Source organism: Micromonospora sp. NPDC005215 (assembly GCF_040607915.1).
Classification (GTDB): Bacteria; Actinomycetota; Actinomycetes; order Mycobacteriales; family Micromonosporaceae; genus Micromonospora.
This window is the reverse complement of the sequence record NZ_JBEXHQ010000002.1, coordinates 284,039-303,095: the sequence shown is the minus strand read 5'-3', so window position 1 is coordinate 303,095 and position 19,057 is coordinate 284,039. Positions and strand designations below refer to the sequence as shown.

Below are 19,057 nucleotides of genomic sequence, written 5' to 3'. Positions count from 1 at the left end.
CAACTCGGGGCGGCGGTGCCCCAGGCCGGCGCGGAGCGAAGCGGAGTGTCGGCATGAGTGTCGTCGAGCAGGCCCGTCGGGCGCGGGACGCCGCCGCGGAGTTGGCAGTGGCAACGCGTACGGTCAAGGACGCCGCGCTGGTGGCGATGGCCGACGCGCTGGTGGCGCGTACCCCGGAGATCCTGACCGCGAACGAGACGGACCTGGCGGCCGGCGGGGAGGCCGGGCTGAGCGCGGCCGTGCTGGACCGGCTCGCCCTCGACGCGGGCCGGGTGGTCGGCATCGCCGACGCGCTGCGCCAGATGGCCGCGCTGCCCGACCCGGTCGGCGAGGTGGTACGCGGTTCCACACTGCCCAACGGGCTGGAGTTGCGCCAGATCCGGGTGCCGTTCGGGGTGGTCGGCATCATCTACGAGGCGCGGCCGAACGTCACAGTGGACGCCGCCGGGATCTGCCTGAAGTCCGGCAACGCGGCGCTGCTGCGCGGGTCGTCGTCGGCCGCGCACTCCAACGCCGCGCTGGTCGCGGTGCTGCGCGACGCGGTCGCCGGGGCCGGGCTGCCCGCCGACGCGGTGCAACTGCTCGACGCCAGCTCCCGCGACTCGGTAAAGGAGCTGATGCGCGCCCGAGGGCTTGTCGACGTGCTCATCCCCCGCGGTGGCGCGTCCCTGATCCGCACCGTGGTCGAGGAGTCGACGGTGCCGGTGATCGAGACCGGGGTGGGTAACTGCCACGTCTACGTGGACGCCGCCGCCGACGTGTCGCGCGCCGTCGCGGTGACGTTGAACGCCAAGACGCAGCGCCTGTCCACCTGCAACACCGCTGAGTCGCTGCTGGTGCACGCCGGCGTCGCCGACGCGTTTCTGCCGCCGATGCTGGCCGCCTTCGCCGAGGCCAGGGTGACAGTGCACGGCTCCCCCGAGGTGGCCGCCTACTCCGCCGCCGTGGTCCCGGCCACCGAGGAGGACTTCGCCACCGAGTACCTGTCCGCCGACATCTCGGTCGCGGTGGTCGACTCGCTGGACGCTGCCGTCGGGCACATCCGGCGCTACGGCACCGGGCACACCGAGGCGATCCTCACCGATTCGGCGAGCGCGGCCCGCGAATTCGTCGCGCGGGTCGACTCGGCCGCGGTGATGGTGAACGCGTCGACCCGCTTCACCGACGGCGGCGAGTTCGGGTTCGGCGCGGAGATCGGCATCTCCACCCAGAAGCTGCACGCCCGTGGCCCGATGGGCCTGCCCGAGCTGACCAGCACGAAGTACGTCGTCACCGGGGACGGGCACCTGCGTTAGGCGCGACCGCCAGTCGGCCCCTCCGATTCAAGGATGTCGGAGTGTCCGGCTCGCCTGGACGCCCCAGTTTCCGGGATCACGAGTGGATCAGGCACTCAGCCCCGCGGCACGCCCGACGCGGCCGGCGCGGGCCGGACTGCGCGGATCGCGGACAGTGTGGTGTGCACGTCGAACTGGTGGCCGTCGTCGCTTTCCCAACCGCCGTCGCTGCGCTGGGTCTCGGTCAGCCGGCGCAGCGCCCGCACCATGATCCAGTCCTGTGGGTCGATGCCAGCACGACGCAGCGTGGCCGCCAGCCACGCCGCGTCACCCGGGGACATCTTCGGCATCCGCTCGGCGAGCACCACCTGGATCCGCGCCGACTCCTGGAACATCTCCTGCCGGTGCAGCACCGCCGCGCCCAACCAGCCGGCGGCGAGGAACGACGGCCAACTACCGTCCGGCCGCAGCCGCGCGACGAGTGAGTGCGCCGCCGCCTGCACCACCCCGGCGTACGCCCCGCCGACCCGATGGTCGAGCGGACCCGAGGCACGGGCGTCCAGACCGGCGACGGTGAGCCAGAAACCGGCGTTGGCCGACAGCAGGAACTGAGCCTCCGGATCACCGGGCCGGGCCCACTCCGGAGCTGAGTCGGCAAGCGACGCGTCCTCGTCCCAACCACCGTCGGCCTGCTGCCGGGACGCCAACCAGTCCAGTGCGCGGCGCGGGGCAGGACGGCTGAGCGCGCCCAGGTCGTCCAGCTCGGCGAGCCGGAAGCAGGTGGCATCGATCGAGGCGATCCCGCCGCCCCAGGTGGCCGGCCAACCGCCGTCGGGTGACTGGCCGACCTCGGCGATCTCCAGCAGCTCGACGGGAACCGTTGTGCCGTTGCGGAGCCAGGAGAGACGGGCGCGCTCCACCGCATCCCCATGCGCCACGACGAACCCGATCGCGGCTTCCAAGTCGACCACGACGGAGACGCTACCTGCGCAGACGCCAAGCCGCCTCGGAGAATCGGCCAGCCCGCGGTGGCTGCGTCGCTCCGGCCCGCGGGCTACTCGGCGTCACCCCGCGTCGATTCGCCGACGGGCGGCGAGTGTGGGGAGCCACCCCCGGGGCGGCGGCTGGCCGCCACCCCGGAGACGGTCGATCAGTACGCGGGCAGCGACGGGTCGATCTGCTTGATCCAGGAGAGCACGCCGCCCTGCACGTGCACGGCGTCGCGGAAACCGGCCGCCTTGAGCGCGGCGAGCGCCTCCGCCGAGCGGACGCCGGACTTGCAGTGCAGCACGATCTGCTTGTCCTGCGGGAGCTTCGCCAACGCCTCGCCGGAGATGATGTCGCCCTTGGGGATCAGGGTGGCGCCCGGAATGCGGACGATCTCGAACTCGGCGGGCTCCCGTACGTCGACCAGGAAGATGTCCTTGCCGGCGTCCTGCCACTCCTTGAGCTCCAGCGCGGTGATGGTCGAGTCGAGCGTCGCCTCCTGGGCCTCCTCGGAGACCGCGCCGCAGAAGTCCTCGTAGTCTTCCAGCAGGTCGGTGACCGTCGGGTTGTCGCCGCAGAGCGCGCAGTTCGGGTCCTTCCGGACCTTGATCTTGCGGTATTCCATTTCCAGGGCGTCGTAGACCATCAGGCGGCCGACCAGCGGCTCACCGATGCCGGTCAGCAGCTTGATCGCCTCGTTCACCTGGATGGAGCCGATCGACGCGCAGAGCACACCGAGCACGCCGCCCTCGGCGCAGGAGGGGACCATGCCGGGCGGTGGCGGCTCCGGGTAGAGGCAGCGGTAGCAGGGGCCGTGCTCGGCCCAGAACACCGAGGCCTGGCCGTCGAAGCGGTAGATCGAGCCCCAGACGTACGGCTTGCCGAGCAGCACCGCCGCGTCGTTGACCATGTAACGGGTGGCGAAGTTGTCGGTGCCGTCGACGATCAGGTCGTACTGGGCGAAGATCTCCCGGACGTTTTCCCGGTCCAGCGCGGTGTTGTGGATCTCCACCTGGACCAGGGGGTTGATCTCGCGGATCGACGCGGCGGCGGACTCGGCCTTGGACCGGCCGATGTCGGACACGCCGTGGATGATCTGGCGCTGGAGGTTGGACTCGTCGACGGTGTCGAAGTCGATGATGCCCAGCGTGCCGACCCCGGCCGCGGCAAGGTACAGGAGGGCCGGCGACCCGAGGCCACCAGCGCCGACACAGAGCACCCGGGCGTTCTTCAGCCGCTTCTGCCCGGTCACCCCGACGTCCGGGATGATCAGATGGCGTGAGTAGCGGCGGATCTCGTCAACGGTCAGCTCGGCGGCGGGCTCGACGAGCGGGGGCAACGACACGGTGGACTCCCCGGGATCGGCGGTGTGAACCGCGCCATTGTCGCTCGCGGCAGCCCCGCTCGGCCATGAGGGACGACACTGGTCCGCGATACGGGAGCGGGAATAACCGACGACCCGACCGCTCAGGGGACGATGTCACCCGCGTAGCGACGGTCGTCGAGGTAGGGCCAGGCGTTTGCGACACAGCCGTGCAGGCCGTACGTCTGCTGCTGCATCACCGGGGCGGGCTCCCCCGGGCCGGGGCAGGCCTCGTGCTCCTCGCCGAACTCGTGGCCCACCTCGTGGTTGATCACATAGGTGCGGTAGGTGTCCAGCGGAGCACCGTAGTCGGGGACCGCCTCCATCCAGCGCGCCAGGTTGATGACGACCTGGCCGGGCATCCGGCAGGAGGTGTAGCGCTCGGTGGCCAACCCGCCCTCGGCGCACATCCGCTCGGACGTGACAGGGGTGGCCAGGTAGATGGTGAAGTCCGCCGCCCTGGCGTCAGCCACCCGCTGCACCCGCAGCTCCTCGGAGGCGATCCAACTGCGCTGGTCGGCCAGCACCTCGTCCACCTTGGCGGCGAACGCGGCGGCGTCCTGGCCGGTGCCGCGTTCGACAACGACCCGGTAACGGCGCAGCGGCCCGTCCGTTCCGTGCACTGGCGTCGCACCGTCGGCCGCGGTGAAGCGTCCGGCTCCGACCGAGGGGTAGCTGGTGGGTGCCGGGTGCGCGGCCGCCCCACCGCCGCGGCCCATCTCGCCCTGGGTGGTGGCGGGAGTGCCGGCTGGCGGCTCGCCGCCCCGGTTGAGCGTCACGCCGACGCCGACGCCGACGGCGAGTACGAGCACGAGCCCGCCGAGCAGCAGGGTGCGGCGGCGTCGCCGGTGCATTCGGGCGAGTGTGGGACGCGCGCCTTCGTACGCCGACCGGCCGGACCGGTCGGGCGGCGAGGGCGGGCCGTAAGGGGACGACGGCGTCATGACGTCGAGCCTGCCAGATTATTCGGGCATTTCTCCGTTTTTGCCACTATTCAGGCATGATGCCTGATGGTGGGCGGGGCGTCGGCCGGTCAGCCGGTCGTTCAGATGGCAGGGCCGGCGTAACGGCGCCCGTCGAGGTACGGCCACGGGTTGACCCGGCACCCGTTGAGGAAGAGCGTCTGCTGCATCATCACCGGCGCTGGCCGGCCCGCACCCGGGCAACGCTCGTGCCGGTGCCCGAGCTGGTGACCGACCTCGTGGTTGACCACGTACGTCCGGTAGACGTCCAGCGGCACGCGGGCCGAGACGAAGTGCGGCACGGACAGCCGCCACCGATCCAGGTTGATGATCACCTGGCCGGGAGCGCGGCAGGAAGTGTACGGCCGACCCCCGATCCGGATGTCCACCCCGCCGTCGGCACACATCCGACCCGCCGTGCGGGCGGTGGCCAGGTAGACGGTGAAGTCGCGGGGCGCGTCCCCCGGCACCTGTTGGAGCCGCAGCCTGCCGCTGTCGACCCAACTGCCCGGCCCGGCAAGCGCCACCCGGACCGCCTCCGCGAAATCCGCGGCGGCCTCGTTGCTGCCCGACTCCACAGCGACCCGGTAACGCCGCAACCCACCCGCGTGACCCAGCACCGGGCCGGAACGGACGTCGTAACCGAACCTCCCGGTGCCGGCGCTCGGGACCGCGCCGGGCGCCCGCAGCACCGGGGACGGGCTGGACGCGACCGCGGCGGAGGTCGACGGGCCGACCGACGGCGGCAGCGGCGCGGCCACCAGCGGCGGCAACGTGACGACCTCGTCGGCGGCCAACCGGCCGGCGCCGGGATGCCCACCGGGCCCTTCGGCGATCACGGTCACCGCCGCGCCGACCGCCAACACCACCGCCACCAGTTGGGCGAACAGCGCGAGACGTCGCTGACGGCGACCGGGGACATGGGCTGAGCTGGGCATCCAGGTCAGCCTGCCAGATCGGTCCGCCCCGCGGTCTCCTCCGTTTCGGCGAGCAGACCGACCACCGCCCGGGCAACCAGGCGGGGCACCTCCAACTGCGCCACATGACCGACGCCGTCGAGCATCATCAACCGGCTGTCCCGGATGACCCGGGCGGTCTGCGGAGCGACCCGCACGTCGACCAGGCGATCCTGACGGCCACCCACCACCAGGGTCGGTGCGCGTACCGCCTCGGCGAGCCGCCACAGCGACCCCGACCCCGGCAGGTACGCCCGCAGGAAACTGGAGACCAGTCCGCGGAACGTCCGGACGTACGCGGCGGCGTAGTGCTCCGCCTCGTAACGCACCCGGATCTCCTCCAACGCCTCGGCCCGACGCTGGTCGCAGATCCGGCTCAGGTCGGCGACGCACGCCTCCAGCACCTGCTGGGCCATCACCTCGGGAGCGAGCTGGGTGAGGTGCCGGGCGACCAGCCGTTCACCCCGCGGGAGGGCGAGCACCGGCAGCATCCGCCCCTGCAACGAGCGGCGGAAGTCGAGAAACGGCAGGGCCGGGGAGATCAGGGTGAGGGTACGGACCAGGTCGGGTCGGAGCCCGGCGACCTGCACCGCGATCGCGCCGCCCAGCGAGTTGCCGAACAGGTGCACCGGACCCCGACCGGAGTGCTCGATCCAGCGAACGACCAGATCCGCGAAGGCCGGGATGGTGTAACGGGGACCCGGCTCACTGCGACCGAAGCCGGGAAGGTCGATGGCCTGACCGTCCAACCGGTCGGCGAGCAGCCCGGCCAGGTCGGTCCAGTTCTGTGACGACCCGCCCAACCCGTGCACGTACAGCGCGGGTTCCGCCCCGGCGGCGGTGGCCGGGGTGTCCCGCACGTACGTGACCAGGCCGTCGAGGCGAACCTCCCGGCCCGGCCAGGGCGGCGGGACCTGGTGATCGGGGAGCAGGTGGTCAGGCCAGAGGGTGGCGCGCTTCATTGTTCCAGTCTGCCCCGTTCCACTCAGGACAGCAGCGCCTCCAGCCGGCGGTTCACCGCCGCCAGCGTCGCGCGGACCACCGCCTGCCGTGGGTCACCGGCGACCAGAGCCGAGCCGGCGAGCTGCTCGACCCAGCCCGCACAGACGAGCAGCACCACAACGGTGGCCACCTCGCAGTTACCGAACGGCACCACCGCCGCGTGCTCGACGAAGCAGCGCCCCCGCTCGGCGTTGTCGGTGCCCCGCAGCAACTCGTCCACCGCGGCAGCCGCCGCCACCGCGCAGAGCCGCAGCACGTAGCCGTCCACCGCCGGCCCGGTGGCGTACCCGGAGGCGCTGTCACCCTCGGCCAGCAGCCGGACCTCCACGTTCGCGTCCAGGCCGAACGTGCTCACCTGCACGTGGTCGATCACCACCCGCGGCCCCGGCACGCCCCCGGTGTCCAGAGGTCGGGACGGCGCCGACTCCGTCGTGGTCACCTGACCACCGGAGTACGACGTGCCGAGCGTGGCCGGGCTGCCGGTCGCGGCACCGGCCGGCGCGGCCGAGACCGATCCGGGCTCCTCGACCGTGGCGCGACCCCGGTGCGGCGCGTTCGGCCGGCGGCGGCGCGAGGTGTCAGTGCCGGCCCACCGCTCCGAGCCTGCCGGTGTGGCCTCCACCGGGCCGCCCGACGGACGTCCCAGCGCGGTCGGCTCGGCTGCCCGAACCTCACCGGTACGGGCATCCGGACCGCCGTCGCGCGGGGCTGCGCCGGGCGGCTCCGCGGTACGCCGCTCGGCGGGTCGGGGTTCGGCCAGACGTCGGCGAACCGGCGGAGGTGGCGTGCTGGGCAGGCCGGGAACGTTCTGCGGGGCGGCGGCCAGCCCCATCCGATCCTGCAGCAGCCGGGCCACCTGTCGGCTCACCTCGGCCGGGTCGGCGCCGTCGGCCAGGTCCAGGCGCAGGCTGTGCGCCCCCGCCGGGGTACGGCGCAGCGCCGCGTCGCGGACACCGGCAACCTCCCGAACGGCGTCCAGGATCGCGTTGACGTCAAACCCCTCGGGGCGCTCCCGCAGCGGGGCTGGTTCGTCGTCACGGCGAAGGTGGGTGGCGATGCGGGCGAGCTCCGGGGTTTCGGCGGGTGGCTCCACGGCTGGCGGCTCCGGCACGACGGGCACGTCCGGTTCCGCGGGGACGCGCTGCGGCAGCACCACCGCCCTCGGGTCTGGTTGCCGGCCGTCGTCGGCCGGCTCGGTCGACGACGTCGGGTCGGGGGCGGATCGGCGAGCCGCGTAGGGCGAGGTGGAAACGGCTGCGGACCGGTCACGGCGCCCGGACCCGCTGGTGGCGGAGGGCGGAACCGCTCCGGTGGAGGACAACGTGGTGTCGGCGGCCGACGGGGCGGTCGCCCGGGGTGACTCGACGGGAGACGGCCCGGGCGGCTCGGGTGTCGCCGGCCGGAGCCGGAAAGGTGCGGCCGGCCGGATCTCGGGCCGTGGCAGGCCGGACGGCTCGCCCGCCTCGCCGCCGCCGGTCGCGCTTGTCGACTGGCTGGCCGGCCAGGACGGGCGCTCGGCGGGGGCGGCGGGGATCCGGCCCTCGGACCAGTCCGGCCGCTCGGCCGGTGAGCTGCTCGCCGTCGGCGAACCGCCGACCCACGAGGGACGCTCCGCCACCAGGGGCGGGCCCGCCGGGGCCGGGGGCGCGTCGGCCAGCGCGGGAGGTGACCCGGCCGGTGCCGGAGGTGGCGCGTCGGCCGGCGCGGCTCCGGAGACCCAGGAGGGCCGCGTCGGCGGGGCGCTGGTCGGTGTCGGATCGGACCCGCCAGCCCAGGACGGTCGCGCTGGTGTCGGGCTGGTGGGCTCGGGGACGGACCCGCCGGCCCAGGACGGGCGTACCGGCGGGACGCTGGTCGCGGCCTCGGAGCCGCCGGCCCAGGACGGCCGTGCCGGCGGTGCGCTGGGCGGCGTCGGATCAGCTTCTGCGGCCCAGGACGGCCGCGCTGGCGCCGGGCTGGTGGGCCCGGGCTCGGATCCGCCGGCCCAGGACGGGCGGTCCATTCGGGGTACGCCGGACCCGGCCCAGGAAGGTCGATCAGCCGGCGGACCGCTGGTCGGCGTGGGACCGCCGGCCCAGGAAGGTCGATCAGCCGGCGGGCCGCTGGTCGGCGTGGGACCGCCGGCCCAGGAAGGTCGATCGGCTGGCGGGCCGCTGGTCGGCGTGGGACCGCCGGCCCAGGAGGGGCGCTCGGCGACCGGTGGTGTCATGCCCGACGACGACACCGGGGGTCCACTGGTGGGGGACGCGTCCGCGTCGACAGTCCGGGACGCAACGGCGGGCGGTGCGGCCCAGGACGGGCGATCGGACGGCGGCGGGGTGATCTGCTCGCTGGGGCGCACCGGCGCGGCTTCGGACCCGGACTCACCCCGGGTGACGTCGTACCCGCGGGGCGGATCGGCACGCACCGGCTCATAGGGGCGGGGCAACTCGGCGCGCAACGGCTCGTACGGCTGGTGGGGCTCGGCGACCCAACCCGGCGCGGCCTCGTCCCGGGCCTTGGGAGCAGCCGGCTCGTCGTCGGGGCGGGACCAGGGCGGAGCCCACCCGGCGCCGGAGCTCGGGCGGTTCCAGTTCGGCCCCGACCAGTCCGGTTCGATGGCCGGCGACTCGCCGGCACGGTGCGCTTCGCCTGGTCGGGAGTTGTCCGCGGCGCGACCCGGCTCGGCCGCGTCGGCGTGTCCGGCCGGCCCCGGTGGGCGGCCTGGTGCTGCCGGCTGCTCGGGTGCGAGCGGGTCCCGCCAGTCACGTGGCGCGGCCGGTTCGTCGGCGGCCAGCCGCTCGCTGGTCGGCGCGCGGAAGCCGGGCGGCACCTCGAAGCCCGACGCGGCGGTGCCGACGGGCGGCACCTGGACGGCCGGCGGCGCGGAGGTGGGCAGGCCTGGCTCGGCCCAGCGAGCGCGGTGCGCGGCGGCCGGATCGACGGTGGAGCGTGTGGCGGTGCCCTTGTCGGGCTCGCCGGCACCCTGCTCCAGCGGAGGGACGGGGCGTTGGGCGGGCACCACCAGCCGGTCACCGGTCGCGTCGGGTCGACCCTCGGCGGGCAGCCCCGGCGGTGCGCTCACCGGCGTGGGGCGGCCCGCGGGTGGTTCGAGTGCGGGTTGGCGGACGCCGTTGGTGTCGTCCGGGTGGTGCACGCCATTGGTGTGGTGGCCGTTGGCGCGGGTCGGCGGATCGAGGTCATTCGGCAGCCCGACCAGGGGCGCCGGCAGGTCGCCGTGTCGGCTGGAGGAGGTGCGCCAGCCAGCCGCGGGGTCGGGTTGCCAGCGGGGCGCCTCGTCCCGGGCATCCTCGCGATCGGCGGCTCGGGGCCACCCACCCGCCGGGGGCGCCCACCCGCTGACGGAACGGCCCGGGTCGTCGTGCTGACCCGCTCCGTCACCGTGCTCTCCCGGGGTGGCGGCTCCGGGTTGCCCTGTTTCACTCACCGCGCGCTCCTTGGTCGCCCCCGCTGAGGCTACCGTGTGCCGAGAGTGGCGATAAGTTACAGCGGCGGGCCATTTCCACGACGGGGGTCACGGGCCCTGCCCGGTCTGGGGGGAAAATGCCGGCTCGTACAGAGAACTCGGAGGATCCCATGACCGCTGCGGGGAACGGTGCACAGACCGCTGGCCGGCCCACCCGCCTGCCCCGCTCCGCGCGCCGTAAGCAGCTTCTCGCTGCGGCGCAGGAGGTGTTCGTCGCGCAGGGCTACCACGCCGCCGCGATGGACGACATCGCCGAGCGGGCCGGGGTCTCCAAGCCGGTGCTCTACCAACACTTTCCCGGAAAGATGGATCTCTACCTGGCGCTGCTCGACACGCACTGTGACGCCATCGTCGCTCAGGTGCAGGACGCGATGCGCGGCACCAGCGACAACAAGGAGCGGGTCGGTGCGTCGGTGCGGGCGTACTTCGACTTCGTCGACCACGAGAGCGAGGCGTTCCGGCTCGTGTTCGAGTCGGATCTGCGCAACGACCCGGCGGTGCGGCAGCGGGTGGAGCGGGTCGAGCAGGGCTGCATCGCGGCGATCACCGACACCATCATCTCGGACACCGGGGTGAGCCGGGCCCACGCCGAGCTGCTCGCCTCCGGGCTGGTCGGCGCGGCGGAGACGGCCGCGCAGTTCTGGCTGGCCGGTGGCCGCCAGGTGCCGAAGGCCGAGGCCGAGGCACTGGTGGCCGCGCTGTCCTGGCGGGGCATCGCGAGCTTCCCGCTGCAAGGTGAGTCAGCCTGACCGCTGACCCCGTGATCGGATAGCCTTCCCAGGGCGGTTCTTTCGCCCCAGTTGAGGAGGCACAGTGGAGGTCAAGATCGGCGTGCAGTACGCGCCGCGTGAGCTGGTACTGGACAGCGCGCAGTCGCCGGCCGAGATCGAGCAGATCGTGACCGACGCCTTCGCCGGTAACGGCGGCACGCTCTCCCTGACCGACGAGAAGGGCCGGCGGATCATCGTTCCGATCGAAAAGGTCGCCTACGTCGAGATCGCCGAGGCGTCGTCCCGGGCGGTCGGCTTCACCGTCCGCTGACCGGTCCGGCCATCGCGGCAGGTCGGCGTTGGGCCACCTGCCGCGGGCCGGCACCCGATGCTCGGCGGTTCCGGCCGGCGGAGGCCCGCCGCACGGCGCACGGTGCCGCGCCTGCGGACAGCCGGCACCTCGCCCGGCCGGGAGCGACGCGGCGAGCGCGCCCCGCTCGGTTCGGGCTCCTGGATGACGTCGCACGCCTCGGCCACCACCCCGCCCGGCATGGACCGGACCGCGCGTCGGTGACTCGCGCGGGGTACGTCACACCGCCCCATCTGTGACACAGGTCACAATCATCGCCCCCGCGTGTCGCCTGGCCGACCGGGAATCGGGACGAGGCCATGCCTGTTCAGGTAGCATGGAGCAGTTGCCGTGGGCGCCGATCTGATCGAAGCTCAGCCCGCGGCGCGCGTGCGGCCCGGTCCGGCTCGGCAATCTGCCGCCGACCGTGTGGCCCGCGTCATACCGATCGCGCCCTGAGGACATGACGGGCGCACCCACGAGAGGGCACCCCCACATCCACATGAGCGAGCTGACTCAAGATTTGATGGACGGCCAGGAACTGGCCCCCACCGCCCCGGTTCGACCCGAGGCCCCCACGTTCGCCGCACTTGGCGCCCGCGCCGAGACCGTCGAGGCCCTGGCCGCGGCGGGCATCACCCGCGCCTTCGCCATCCAGGAGTACGCGATCCCGATCGCGCTGCGCGGCGTCGACCTGATCGGTCAGGCGCCCACCGGCACCGGCAAGACCCTCGGCTTCGGCGTTCCGCTGCTGGACCGGGTCTTCGCACCCGGCGAGGGCAGCGACGGCGTCCCCCAGGCGCTGGTCGTGGTCCCCACCCGCGAGCTGGGCATCCAGGTCGCCAAGGACCTGGCCGCCGCCGGCCGGACGCGCGGCGTCCGGGTGCTGCCGATCTACGGTGGCGTGGCGTACGAGCCGCAGATCGACGCGCTGCGCAAGGGCGTCGAGATCCTGGTCGGCACCCCCGGCCGCCTGATGGACCTGCAGAAGCAGAAGCACCTCCGACTGGACCGGGTGCACGCGCTCGTCCTCGACGAGGCCGACCGGATGCTCGACCTGGGCTTCCTCGACGACGTCGAGAAGATCCTCGCGATGCTCCCGGAAGACCGCCAGACGATGCTCTTCTCGGCCACCATGCCGGACCCGATCGTCACGCTGTCCCGGCGTTTCCTGCGCCAGCCGATGACGATCCACGCCGGGCACACCGCCGAGACCGGCCCGTCGCCGCAGACCCAGCAGTTGGTCTACCGCACCCACTCGATGAACAAGGTCGAGGTGGTGGCGCGCATCCTCCAGGCGGAGGGGCGTGGGTTGACCATGATCTTCACGCGTACCAAGCGGGCCGCCGACCGGGTCGCCGAGGACCTCGACTTCCGCGGGTTCGCGGTCGCCGCGGTGCACGGTGACCTCGGCCAGGGTGCCCGCGAGCGGGCACTGCGGGCCTTCCGGGCCGGCAAGATCGACATTCTGGTCGCCACCGACGTGGCGGCCCGCGGGCTGGACGTCACCGGCGTCACCCACGTCATCAACTACGACTGCCCGGAAGACCAGGACACCTACACCCACCGGATCGGTCGTACCGGCCGGGCCGGCGCGACGGGCGTCGCGGTGACCTTCGTCGACTGGGACGACATGCCGCGCTGGCGGATCATCGACAAGACCCTCGGTCTCGAGATGCCGGAGCCGCCGGAGACGTACCACACGTCGCCGCACCTCTACACCGACCTGCACATCCCCACCGAGGTCAGCGGCACGCTGCCCACCGCGGAGCGCACCCGGGCCGGGCTGTCCGCCGAGATCGAAGAGGATCTGGGTGGCACGACCCGCTCCCGTCGGGGCGACAGCGGTGGTCGGGGCGGCCGACGCGGGGAGAGCCGCGGCGAGGGTCGAGGTGAGAGCCGTGGTGAGGGCCGAGGCGAGCGCCGTGGGCGGGGTGACGGTCGCCGGGACCGGTCCGACGCCGGCACCCCGGCCGTTGCCGAGGCGCCCGCCGCCGTCGTCGACGCCGCCGTCGACGCCGAGGAAGGCACCCGTACCCCCCGCCGCCGGCGTCGCCGCCGGGCCGGTGAGGCGGTCGTGGGCGAGCCGACCGCGGTGATCTCCGCTGACTCCGGCCCGACCGAGCCGGCCGCCGCGTCCGACGGTGAGCCGTCGAAGCCGCGCCGCCGTCGGCGCCGCCGTGGTGGCGGTTCCGACGCGGGTACGCCGGCCGAAGCGACAGCCGACTGACCACCAGCAACATCTGACATCCCCCGCACCGCCTCGCGCGGTACGGGGGATGTTCCCTTCTCCCACCCCGCCTGCCGAAGATGGAACGATGCCGGAATCACTGGAAGCCGCCCTGACCGAGGTCCGGGCGTTGCTGCTCGACCCCGCGCTGACCCGGGCGGTTGCCGCCGGACGTCGCCGCGGACGCCACCCCACCGTCGCGCGGGCCGAACTGCGCCCGGTGACGCTCAAGGCCGGGCCCCGAATGCAGATCACCACGTCCGACGGCGCTCGCCCGTACACCCGCAACATCGCCTCCGGTCCCGACGCCGCTGCGGCGGTCGACGAGCTGCTGGCCGAGCCGTTCGGCAACTGGCACGTCGAGACGACCGCCGCGACGCTGCAACTACGGGTGACCAAGTCCGGCGAGGCGCAGGTGCACCGGGCCGTGACCGCCCGTGCGGCGGCGACACCCAGCGGAAATGACCGGGCCAAGGAATATCTGCTCGACCCCGGTGACCCGATCTTCGCCGAGATCGGCGGCTCGGCGGCGAAACGCCGCCAGGTGGACGCGTTCCTACGTGCCCTGGCCGCGACCCTGCCCGACGAGCTGACCGGTCCGCTCCGGGTGGTCGACCTGGGCTGCGGCAACGCCTACCTGACGTTCGCCGCGTACCGCTACCTGACGAGTCGTGGGCTCGACGTCCAGCTGGTCGGCGTGGACGTCCGGGAGGACCAGCGGCGGCGCAACACCGAGCTGGCGCAGCGGCTGGGCTGGGCCGACCGGATCAGCTTCGTGGCCGGCACGATCGCCGACGCTGTCGTCGACCCCGCCCCCGACCTGGTGCTGGCGCTGCACGCCTGCGACACCGCCACCGACGAGGCGCTGGCCCGTGCGGTGCGCTGGGAGGCCCGCTGGGTGTTGGCCGCACCGTGCTGCCACCACGATCTGGCCAAGCAACTCCGCGCCCATCCCGCCCCTTCCCCGTACGAGCTACTGACCCGGCAGGGCATTCTGCGCGAACGTTTCGCCGACGTGCTCACCGATGCGCTGCGGGCCGGGTTGCTGCGGGTGCACGGGTACCGGACCGAGGTGGTGGAGTTCGTGGACTCCCAGCACACGCCCCGCAACCTGCTGATCCGCGCCCGCCGCACCGGCGCCGAGGCGACCGGACCGCAGCGTGAGGAGTACCGCGAGCTGGTGGACCAGTGGCGGGTCACGCCCCGGCTGGCGACCCTGCTGGCCGCCGACGGGGAGCCGGCCGACCGGCAGCCGGCGACGTAGTCGGCACCTGGGCGACGACTAACGACGCCGTTCGCCGTTGCCGCCGCGATCCCGGCCACTTGTGCGTTCGCCGGCACCACGGTCGAGGACCGTCACCCGTTCGCCACCGCTGCGCTGACCGGCCCAACCGCCGTCGGCCGGGGCGGTGGGGAACGGCACGACCTTGCCCGTGCTCTCGGCGTTGCCGGCGGCCGCGAAGGCGTTCCAGGAGATGTCGACGAGCAGCTTCTTCATCTCCGCGTGCCGGATGGCGGCGTTGTGTTGCAACGCCATCCGGGCGCCCAGCACCACGCCGACCAGCGTGGTGGTGATCGCACCGGTGGCGGCCAGCACGTGCTGGCCGGTCGCGGAGTCGGTGCGCAGCACCAGGATCAGCAACCAGATCCAGAACGCGGCGGCGAAGACGCCAGTCTTGGCGACGAAGAAGAGGCTGACCGCACCGGGCTGGTACGGCTGGGGGCGGCTCGAATCGGCCATGGTGCTCCTCGGCGGTGATCCGGTCGAACACGGCTGGCGGTCAGACGCCAGGCCGGGACGGGCACCGAGCCTAGTAGAAGAACGATGATGATCGCTCGGAGCCTGTTTCGGCCGGCCGGCATCCCGGCGGAGAAAAAGTCTCGTCCACGGGACAGTTTGTGCGCTCAGTCAATTGTTTCGGGCCCCGGACGTACTACCCTCGGAAGGCGCATTGTCCCGGTGCGCCGGCAGGGGGGAAAGACACGCAGGGATGGGATCAGCCGACGTAACACCGCAGATGGCCTTCGCCCGCTTCGTCCGGCGCGCCATCGACGACGCTCGCGACGAACGTGGCTGGACCGTGACCGATCTTGCCGCGCACACCGGTGTGGGCCGCTCCACAGTGTTTCGTTGGCTGGCCGGTGACTGGCAGGACTATCCCGAGTTGGCCAAGGTGCGCGGCTTCTGCGCCGCACTGGATCTGCCGGTCGCCGCCGCGTTCCGCGCGCTCGGCCTGCCCGACGCCGGCCCCACGCCCCGCCGACGCCACGACGACGGCCCCGTCGAGGCTGACGTCCGGGCCATCCTTGACCGGCTGGCCGACCCGACGGTCCCCGCCGAGGAGAAGCACCACATCCGCGACCTGCTCCGCTACCTGGCCCGCCGCCCCATCCGCCGCGCCGGCTAGCCCCGCACGGAACGCTCGTCCTAGCGGACGGTGACTGTGAATTCGGCGGTGTGGACGTCGGCTCCTACCTGGAAATCGAGGTAGAGGCGGTAACGGCCTGGCCCGGGGGTGGTCAACCAGAACTTGACCTGGCCGTCCACCAGCTCCGGCTCCGGGTGCACGTGCAGGTAGCCGAGGTCGCCCTCGCGTAACGCCACCAGGTGCCCGTACGCGCCGAGGTAACGCTCCAGCGGGGCGGCACCGCCGGAGCCGTCGATCCGGAAGGTCAACGGCACTGTCGCCCCGGCCTGCGGAGTGCCCTGGTAGCCGACGGTGAACCCGTCCACCGTCGTCGAGGTGGCCGCGGCGGGCAGCGACCGGGGCTGGTAGTCGCCGGGCGCGACCAGGTCCGCGCCGAGGGTCACCGCGGTCTGCGCGCCGTTGTCGGCGACCACTGTGAAGTCGGCGTACGCGCGCCAGACGCCGGGCTGCGCGAGAATCAACGGCACCGACCAGGTGCCGTCCGCCGCCATCGTCGGGTGCAGGTGCTGGTAGCCGGTCAGGTCGCGGCGGACGACGACGAGGTGCATCGGCTTGTCGTGGACGACCGCGAAGCGGGTCACCGGCCGGCGCTGCGCGTCGCGCACCTGGAAGCGGAGCTGACCGGGGCGACCGGCGGCGAACTCGGCGCCCAGGGGGGCCAGGGTGAACCCGGCCGAGCTGACCGCCAGCCCGCCCGGCTCGGTGGCCGCGCCCTGATCGGTGCTCGTGGTGCTGCCGTGGCTGTGCGGCCCGATGCCCGGGGGGTCGGTGTGCTCGGCCGCCAGGGAGGGGCTGCCGGTGGTGGTCCCGGTGGCGTTCACCCGGCCGAGGCCGAAGCCGAGCAGCACCGCCAGCACCAGCCCGCCGACCACCAACGCCAGCCGGAGGGTGCTCCGGTCCGGCGCGGCCGAGACCGGAGCAGGCACCGCCGCCACGTCGGGGACCTGGTCAGACCGCACCGCCGCGTCGGCAGGTTGGCCGGGCAGCGCCGCCACGTCGGGGACCTGGTCAGACACCACCGGCACGGCGGCGGGGTGCTGGTCGGTCATGCCGCCCACCGTACCGCCGCGGCGGACCACCCCAGGCCGACGCCCGGACGGCGTGGCGACCGTCGCATTCGCCGCAGCCCGGGAACTTTCCCGCGCCGACGTGCGCGGACCGGCCCACCCAGGTGCCAGCGGGTCAACCGGCCACGGCGAGGGCGAGCGGGAGCACGTCGGGTGCGCCCGCCCGGCGCAGTGCCCGGGCCACCAACGTCATCGTCCAGCCCGAGTCGACCAGGTCGTCGACGAGCAGCACCGGGCCGTCCAGGCCGGCCAGAGCGTCGGCCAGGTCGGCCGGCACGGTGAACGTGTCGTGCAGCGCGCGTACCCGTTGGGCGCTGTTGCCGCGCGGCCCGGCCGGGCCGCCGGGACCGGCCGAGGTGACCTCGCCGAGCAGCGGCAGCCGGCCCACGGCGGCGATCCGCTCGGCCAACGAGCCGAGCAGCCGGGGCCGTCGCCGGGAACCGACAGCGACCACCCCCACCGGCCGGCGCGGCCACGGGTCGTCGCCGTGCGCCCACGCCTTCAACACCTCCACCACCGCGCCGGCGACGTCGTCGGGCACCGGCGCGTCCGCCGCGTCCGGGCCGACGAGATCACGCAGCCGACCACCCCAGCCCAGGTCGGACAGGCGCCCCACGGCCCGGCCCGCCAGCGCCTGCTCCGCGGGGGCGATCCGGCCCTTCAGGGGTACGCCCACCGCGTCCAGGCCGGTCGGCCAGAGCTTCTTGGGGGCGATCTCCACGCCGGGTCGGCCCAGGAACGTCTGCGCGGCGGCGAGCGCGGCCGTCGACACGTCGGCGGCGAAGAGCGGGTCGGCACACCTGTCGCACCGCCCGCAGTCGGCCGCCCCGGTGTCGTCCAGGCACTCCCGCAGATACCGCATCCGGCAGTCGGGCGTGGTCGCGTACTCCCGCATGGCCTGTTGCTCGACGGTGCGGGCCTCGGCGACGCGCCGCAACCGGGCCTCGTCGTAGACCCAGGGCTCGCCGGTGGCGAGCCAACCACCGCGCACCCGGCGGACCGCGCCGTCCACGTCGAGCACCTTGAGCATCAGCTCCAACCGGGCCCGGCGCAGGTCGACGAGGGGTTCGAGGGCCTGGGTGCTGAGCGGGCGGTCGGTGTGCAGGGCGGCCAGCACGGCACGCACCTGCTGCTCCGGCGGGAACGCCAGCGAGGCGAAGTAGCGCCAGATCGCGGCGTCCTCGACACCGGGCAGCAGCAGCACCTCCGCGTGCTCCACGGCACGTCCGGCGCGGCCGACCTGCTGGTAGTACGCGATCGGCGAGGGCGGGGCGCCGAGGTGGACGACGAAGCCCAGGTCGGGTTTGTCGAAGCCCATGCCGAGCGCGCTGGTGGCGACCAGCGCCTTGATCTTGTTGTCGAGCAGGTCCTGCTCAGCGGCCCGCCGGTCGGCGTCCTCGACCTGCCCCGTGTACGAGGAAACCGGGTAGCCGCGGGAGCGCAGGAACTCGGCCGTCTCCCCCGCTGCCGCCACGGTCAGCGTGTAGACGATGCCCGAGCCGGGCAGCTGGTCCAGGTGGTCGGCGAGCCAGGCCAGCCGGTGCGCCGGACTGGGCAGGTCGAGCACGCCGAGGCGCAGCGACTCGCGGTCCAGGGTGCCGCGCAGGACGAGAGCGTCGCCCAACTGCTCCGCCACGTCCTGGGTGACCCGGGTGTTGGCGGTGGCGGTGGTGGCCAGCACGGGCGTGCGCTCGGGCAGCTCGGCGAGGAACGTGCGCAACCGCCGATAGTCGGGCCGGAAGTCGTGCCCCCAGTCGGAGACGCAGTGCGCCTCGTCGACCACCAGCAGCCCGGTGGTCGCGGCCAGCTTCGGCAGCACACCGTCACGGAAGTCCGGGTTGTTGAGGCGCTCCGGGCTGATCAGCAGCACGTCCACCGCACCGGTCTGGATCTCGGCGGTGATCTCGTCCCACTCGTCGAGGTTCGCCGAGTTGATCGTGCGAGCCCGGATGCCGGCCCGGGCAGCCGCCTCGACCTGGTTGCGCATCAACGCCAGCAGCGGCGACACGATGACGGTCGGGCCGTGCTCGCCGCCCTCCCGCAGCAGGGCGGTGGCCACGAAGTAGACAGCCGACTTGCCCCAACCGGTGCGTTGCACACAGAGCACCCGCCGCCGGTCGACGACCAGGGCTTCGATCGCCCGCCACTGATCCTCGCGCAGCCGGGCGTGGTCACCGGCCAGCCGGCGCAGCACCGCCTCGGCCCGCTCCCGCACCCCTGCCCGCTCTGCTGTCTCCACCCGGCATTTCTACCAGCGCCGTG

14 protein-coding genes and 1 pseudogene are annotated in these 19,057 nt (G+C 73.5%); 6 read left to right on the top strand and 9 right to left on the bottom strand.

Annotated features, from left to right (window positions below):
* Positions 1-53 precede the first annotated feature (53 nt).
* Complete coding sequence (locus ABZU25_RS03515) at positions 54-1,295, top strand: glutamate-5-semialdehyde dehydrogenase (RefSeq protein WP_355027725.1); 1,242 nt, start codon at positions 54-56, stop codon at positions 1,293-1,295.
* A 95-nt stretch (positions 1,296-1,390) separates the two neighbouring features.
* Here the strand turns inward: ABZU25_RS03515 and ABZU25_RS03510 are convergent, their stop codons facing one another.
* The 6 genes and pseudogenes from ABZU25_RS03510 to ABZU25_RS03485 all read right to left on the bottom strand — a co-directional run bounded on the left by ABZU25_RS03510 (position 1,391) and on the right by ABZU25_RS03485 (position 8,546).
* Positions 1,391-2,245 carry a prenyltransferase/squalene oxidase repeat-containing protein gene (locus tag ABZU25_RS03510; RefSeq protein ID WP_355027724.1) on the bottom strand — a complete coding sequence of 285 codons (855 nt, stop codon included), beginning with the start codon at positions 2,243-2,245 and terminating at the stop codon, positions 1,391-1,393.
* Between the two features lie 179 nt (positions 2,246-2,424).
* Positions 2,425-3,673 (bottom strand): annotated as a pseudogene (gene moeZ / locus ABZU25_RS03505) (adenylyltransferase/sulfurtransferase MoeZ).
* A 55-nt stretch (positions 3,674-3,728) separates the two neighbouring features.
* Positions 3,729-4,478: a DUF3152 domain-containing protein gene (locus ABZU25_RS03500; RefSeq protein ID WP_355027723.1), complete on the bottom strand. Its 750-nt coding sequence runs from the start codon at positions 4,476-4,478 to the stop codon at positions 3,729-3,731.
* A 191-nt stretch (positions 4,479-4,669) separates the two neighbouring features.
* A complete protein-coding gene (locus tag ABZU25_RS03495) occupies positions 4,670-5,524 on the bottom strand; it encodes a DUF3152 domain-containing protein (RefSeq protein ID WP_355027722.1) in 855 nt (284 codons plus the stop codon).
* A 5-nt stretch (positions 5,525-5,529) separates the two neighbouring features.
* Positions 5,530-6,504: an alpha/beta hydrolase gene (locus ABZU25_RS03490; protein ID WP_355027721.1), complete on the bottom strand. Its 975-nt coding sequence runs from the start codon at positions 6,502-6,504 to the stop codon at positions 5,530-5,532.
* A 23-nt stretch (positions 6,505-6,527) separates the two neighbouring features.
* On the bottom strand, positions 6,528-8,546 hold the full coding sequence (locus ABZU25_RS03485) for a hypothetical protein (protein ID WP_355027751.1): 2,019 nt from the start codon (positions 8,544-8,546) through the stop codon (positions 6,528-6,530).
* 1,574 nt (positions 8,547-10,120) lie between these two features.
* Here ABZU25_RS03485 and ABZU25_RS03480 point away from each other — a divergent pair.
* The 4 genes from ABZU25_RS03480 to ABZU25_RS03465 all read left to right on the top strand — a co-directional run bounded on the left by ABZU25_RS03480 (position 10,121) and on the right by ABZU25_RS03465 (position 14,563).
* Positions 10,121-10,759 carry a TetR/AcrR family transcriptional regulator gene (locus ABZU25_RS03480; protein WP_110563158.1) on the top strand — a complete coding sequence of 213 codons (639 nt, stop codon included), beginning with the start codon at positions 10,121-10,123 and terminating at the stop codon, positions 10,757-10,759.
* 64 nt (positions 10,760-10,823) lie between these two features.
* On the top strand, positions 10,824-11,051 hold the full coding sequence (locus tag ABZU25_RS03475) for a DUF3107 domain-containing protein (protein WP_355027720.1): 228 nt from the start codon (positions 10,824-10,826) through the stop codon (positions 11,049-11,051).
* A 520-nt stretch (positions 11,052-11,571) separates the two neighbouring features.
* A complete protein-coding gene (locus ABZU25_RS03470) occupies positions 11,572-13,299 on the top strand; it encodes a DEAD/DEAH box helicase (RefSeq protein WP_355027719.1) in 1,728 nt (575 codons plus the stop codon).
* Between the two features lie 88 nt (positions 13,300-13,387).
* Positions 13,388-14,563 (top strand): SAM-dependent methyltransferase, encoded by a 1,176-nt coding sequence (locus ABZU25_RS03465; protein WP_355027718.1) that lies wholly within the window; start codon positions 13,388-13,390, stop codon positions 14,561-14,563.
* An 18-nt stretch (positions 14,564-14,581) separates the two neighbouring features.
* On the opposite strand, the gene ABZU25_RS03460 is transcribed toward ABZU25_RS03465, so the two are convergent.
* Positions 14,582-15,040 (bottom strand): hypothetical protein, encoded by a 459-nt coding sequence (locus ABZU25_RS03460; RefSeq protein WP_355027717.1) that lies wholly within the window; start codon positions 15,038-15,040, stop codon positions 14,582-14,584.
* Positions 15,041-15,290: 250 nt separating this feature from the next.
* On the opposite strand from ABZU25_RS03460, the gene ABZU25_RS03455 reads away from it, so the two are divergent.
* A complete protein-coding gene (locus tag ABZU25_RS03455) occupies positions 15,291-15,707 on the top strand; it encodes a helix-turn-helix domain-containing protein (protein ID WP_355027716.1) in 417 nt (138 codons plus the stop codon).
* 20 nt (positions 15,708-15,727) lie between these two features.
* Here the strand turns inward: ABZU25_RS03455 and ABZU25_RS03450 are convergent, their stop codons facing one another.
* Together ABZU25_RS03450 and ABZU25_RS03445 are read right to left on the bottom strand one after the other, a co-directional pair.
* Positions 15,728-16,777, bottom strand: coding sequence for a hypothetical protein (locus ABZU25_RS03450; protein WP_355027715.1), 1,050 nt, complete (start codon positions 16,775-16,777; stop codon positions 15,728-15,730).
* Positions 16,778-16,910: 133 nt separating this feature from the next.
* Positions 16,911-19,034, bottom strand: coding sequence for a RecQ family ATP-dependent DNA helicase (locus ABZU25_RS03445; RefSeq protein WP_355027714.1), 2,124 nt, complete (start codon positions 19,032-19,034; stop codon positions 16,911-16,913).
* Positions 19,035-19,057 lie beyond the last annotated feature (23 nt).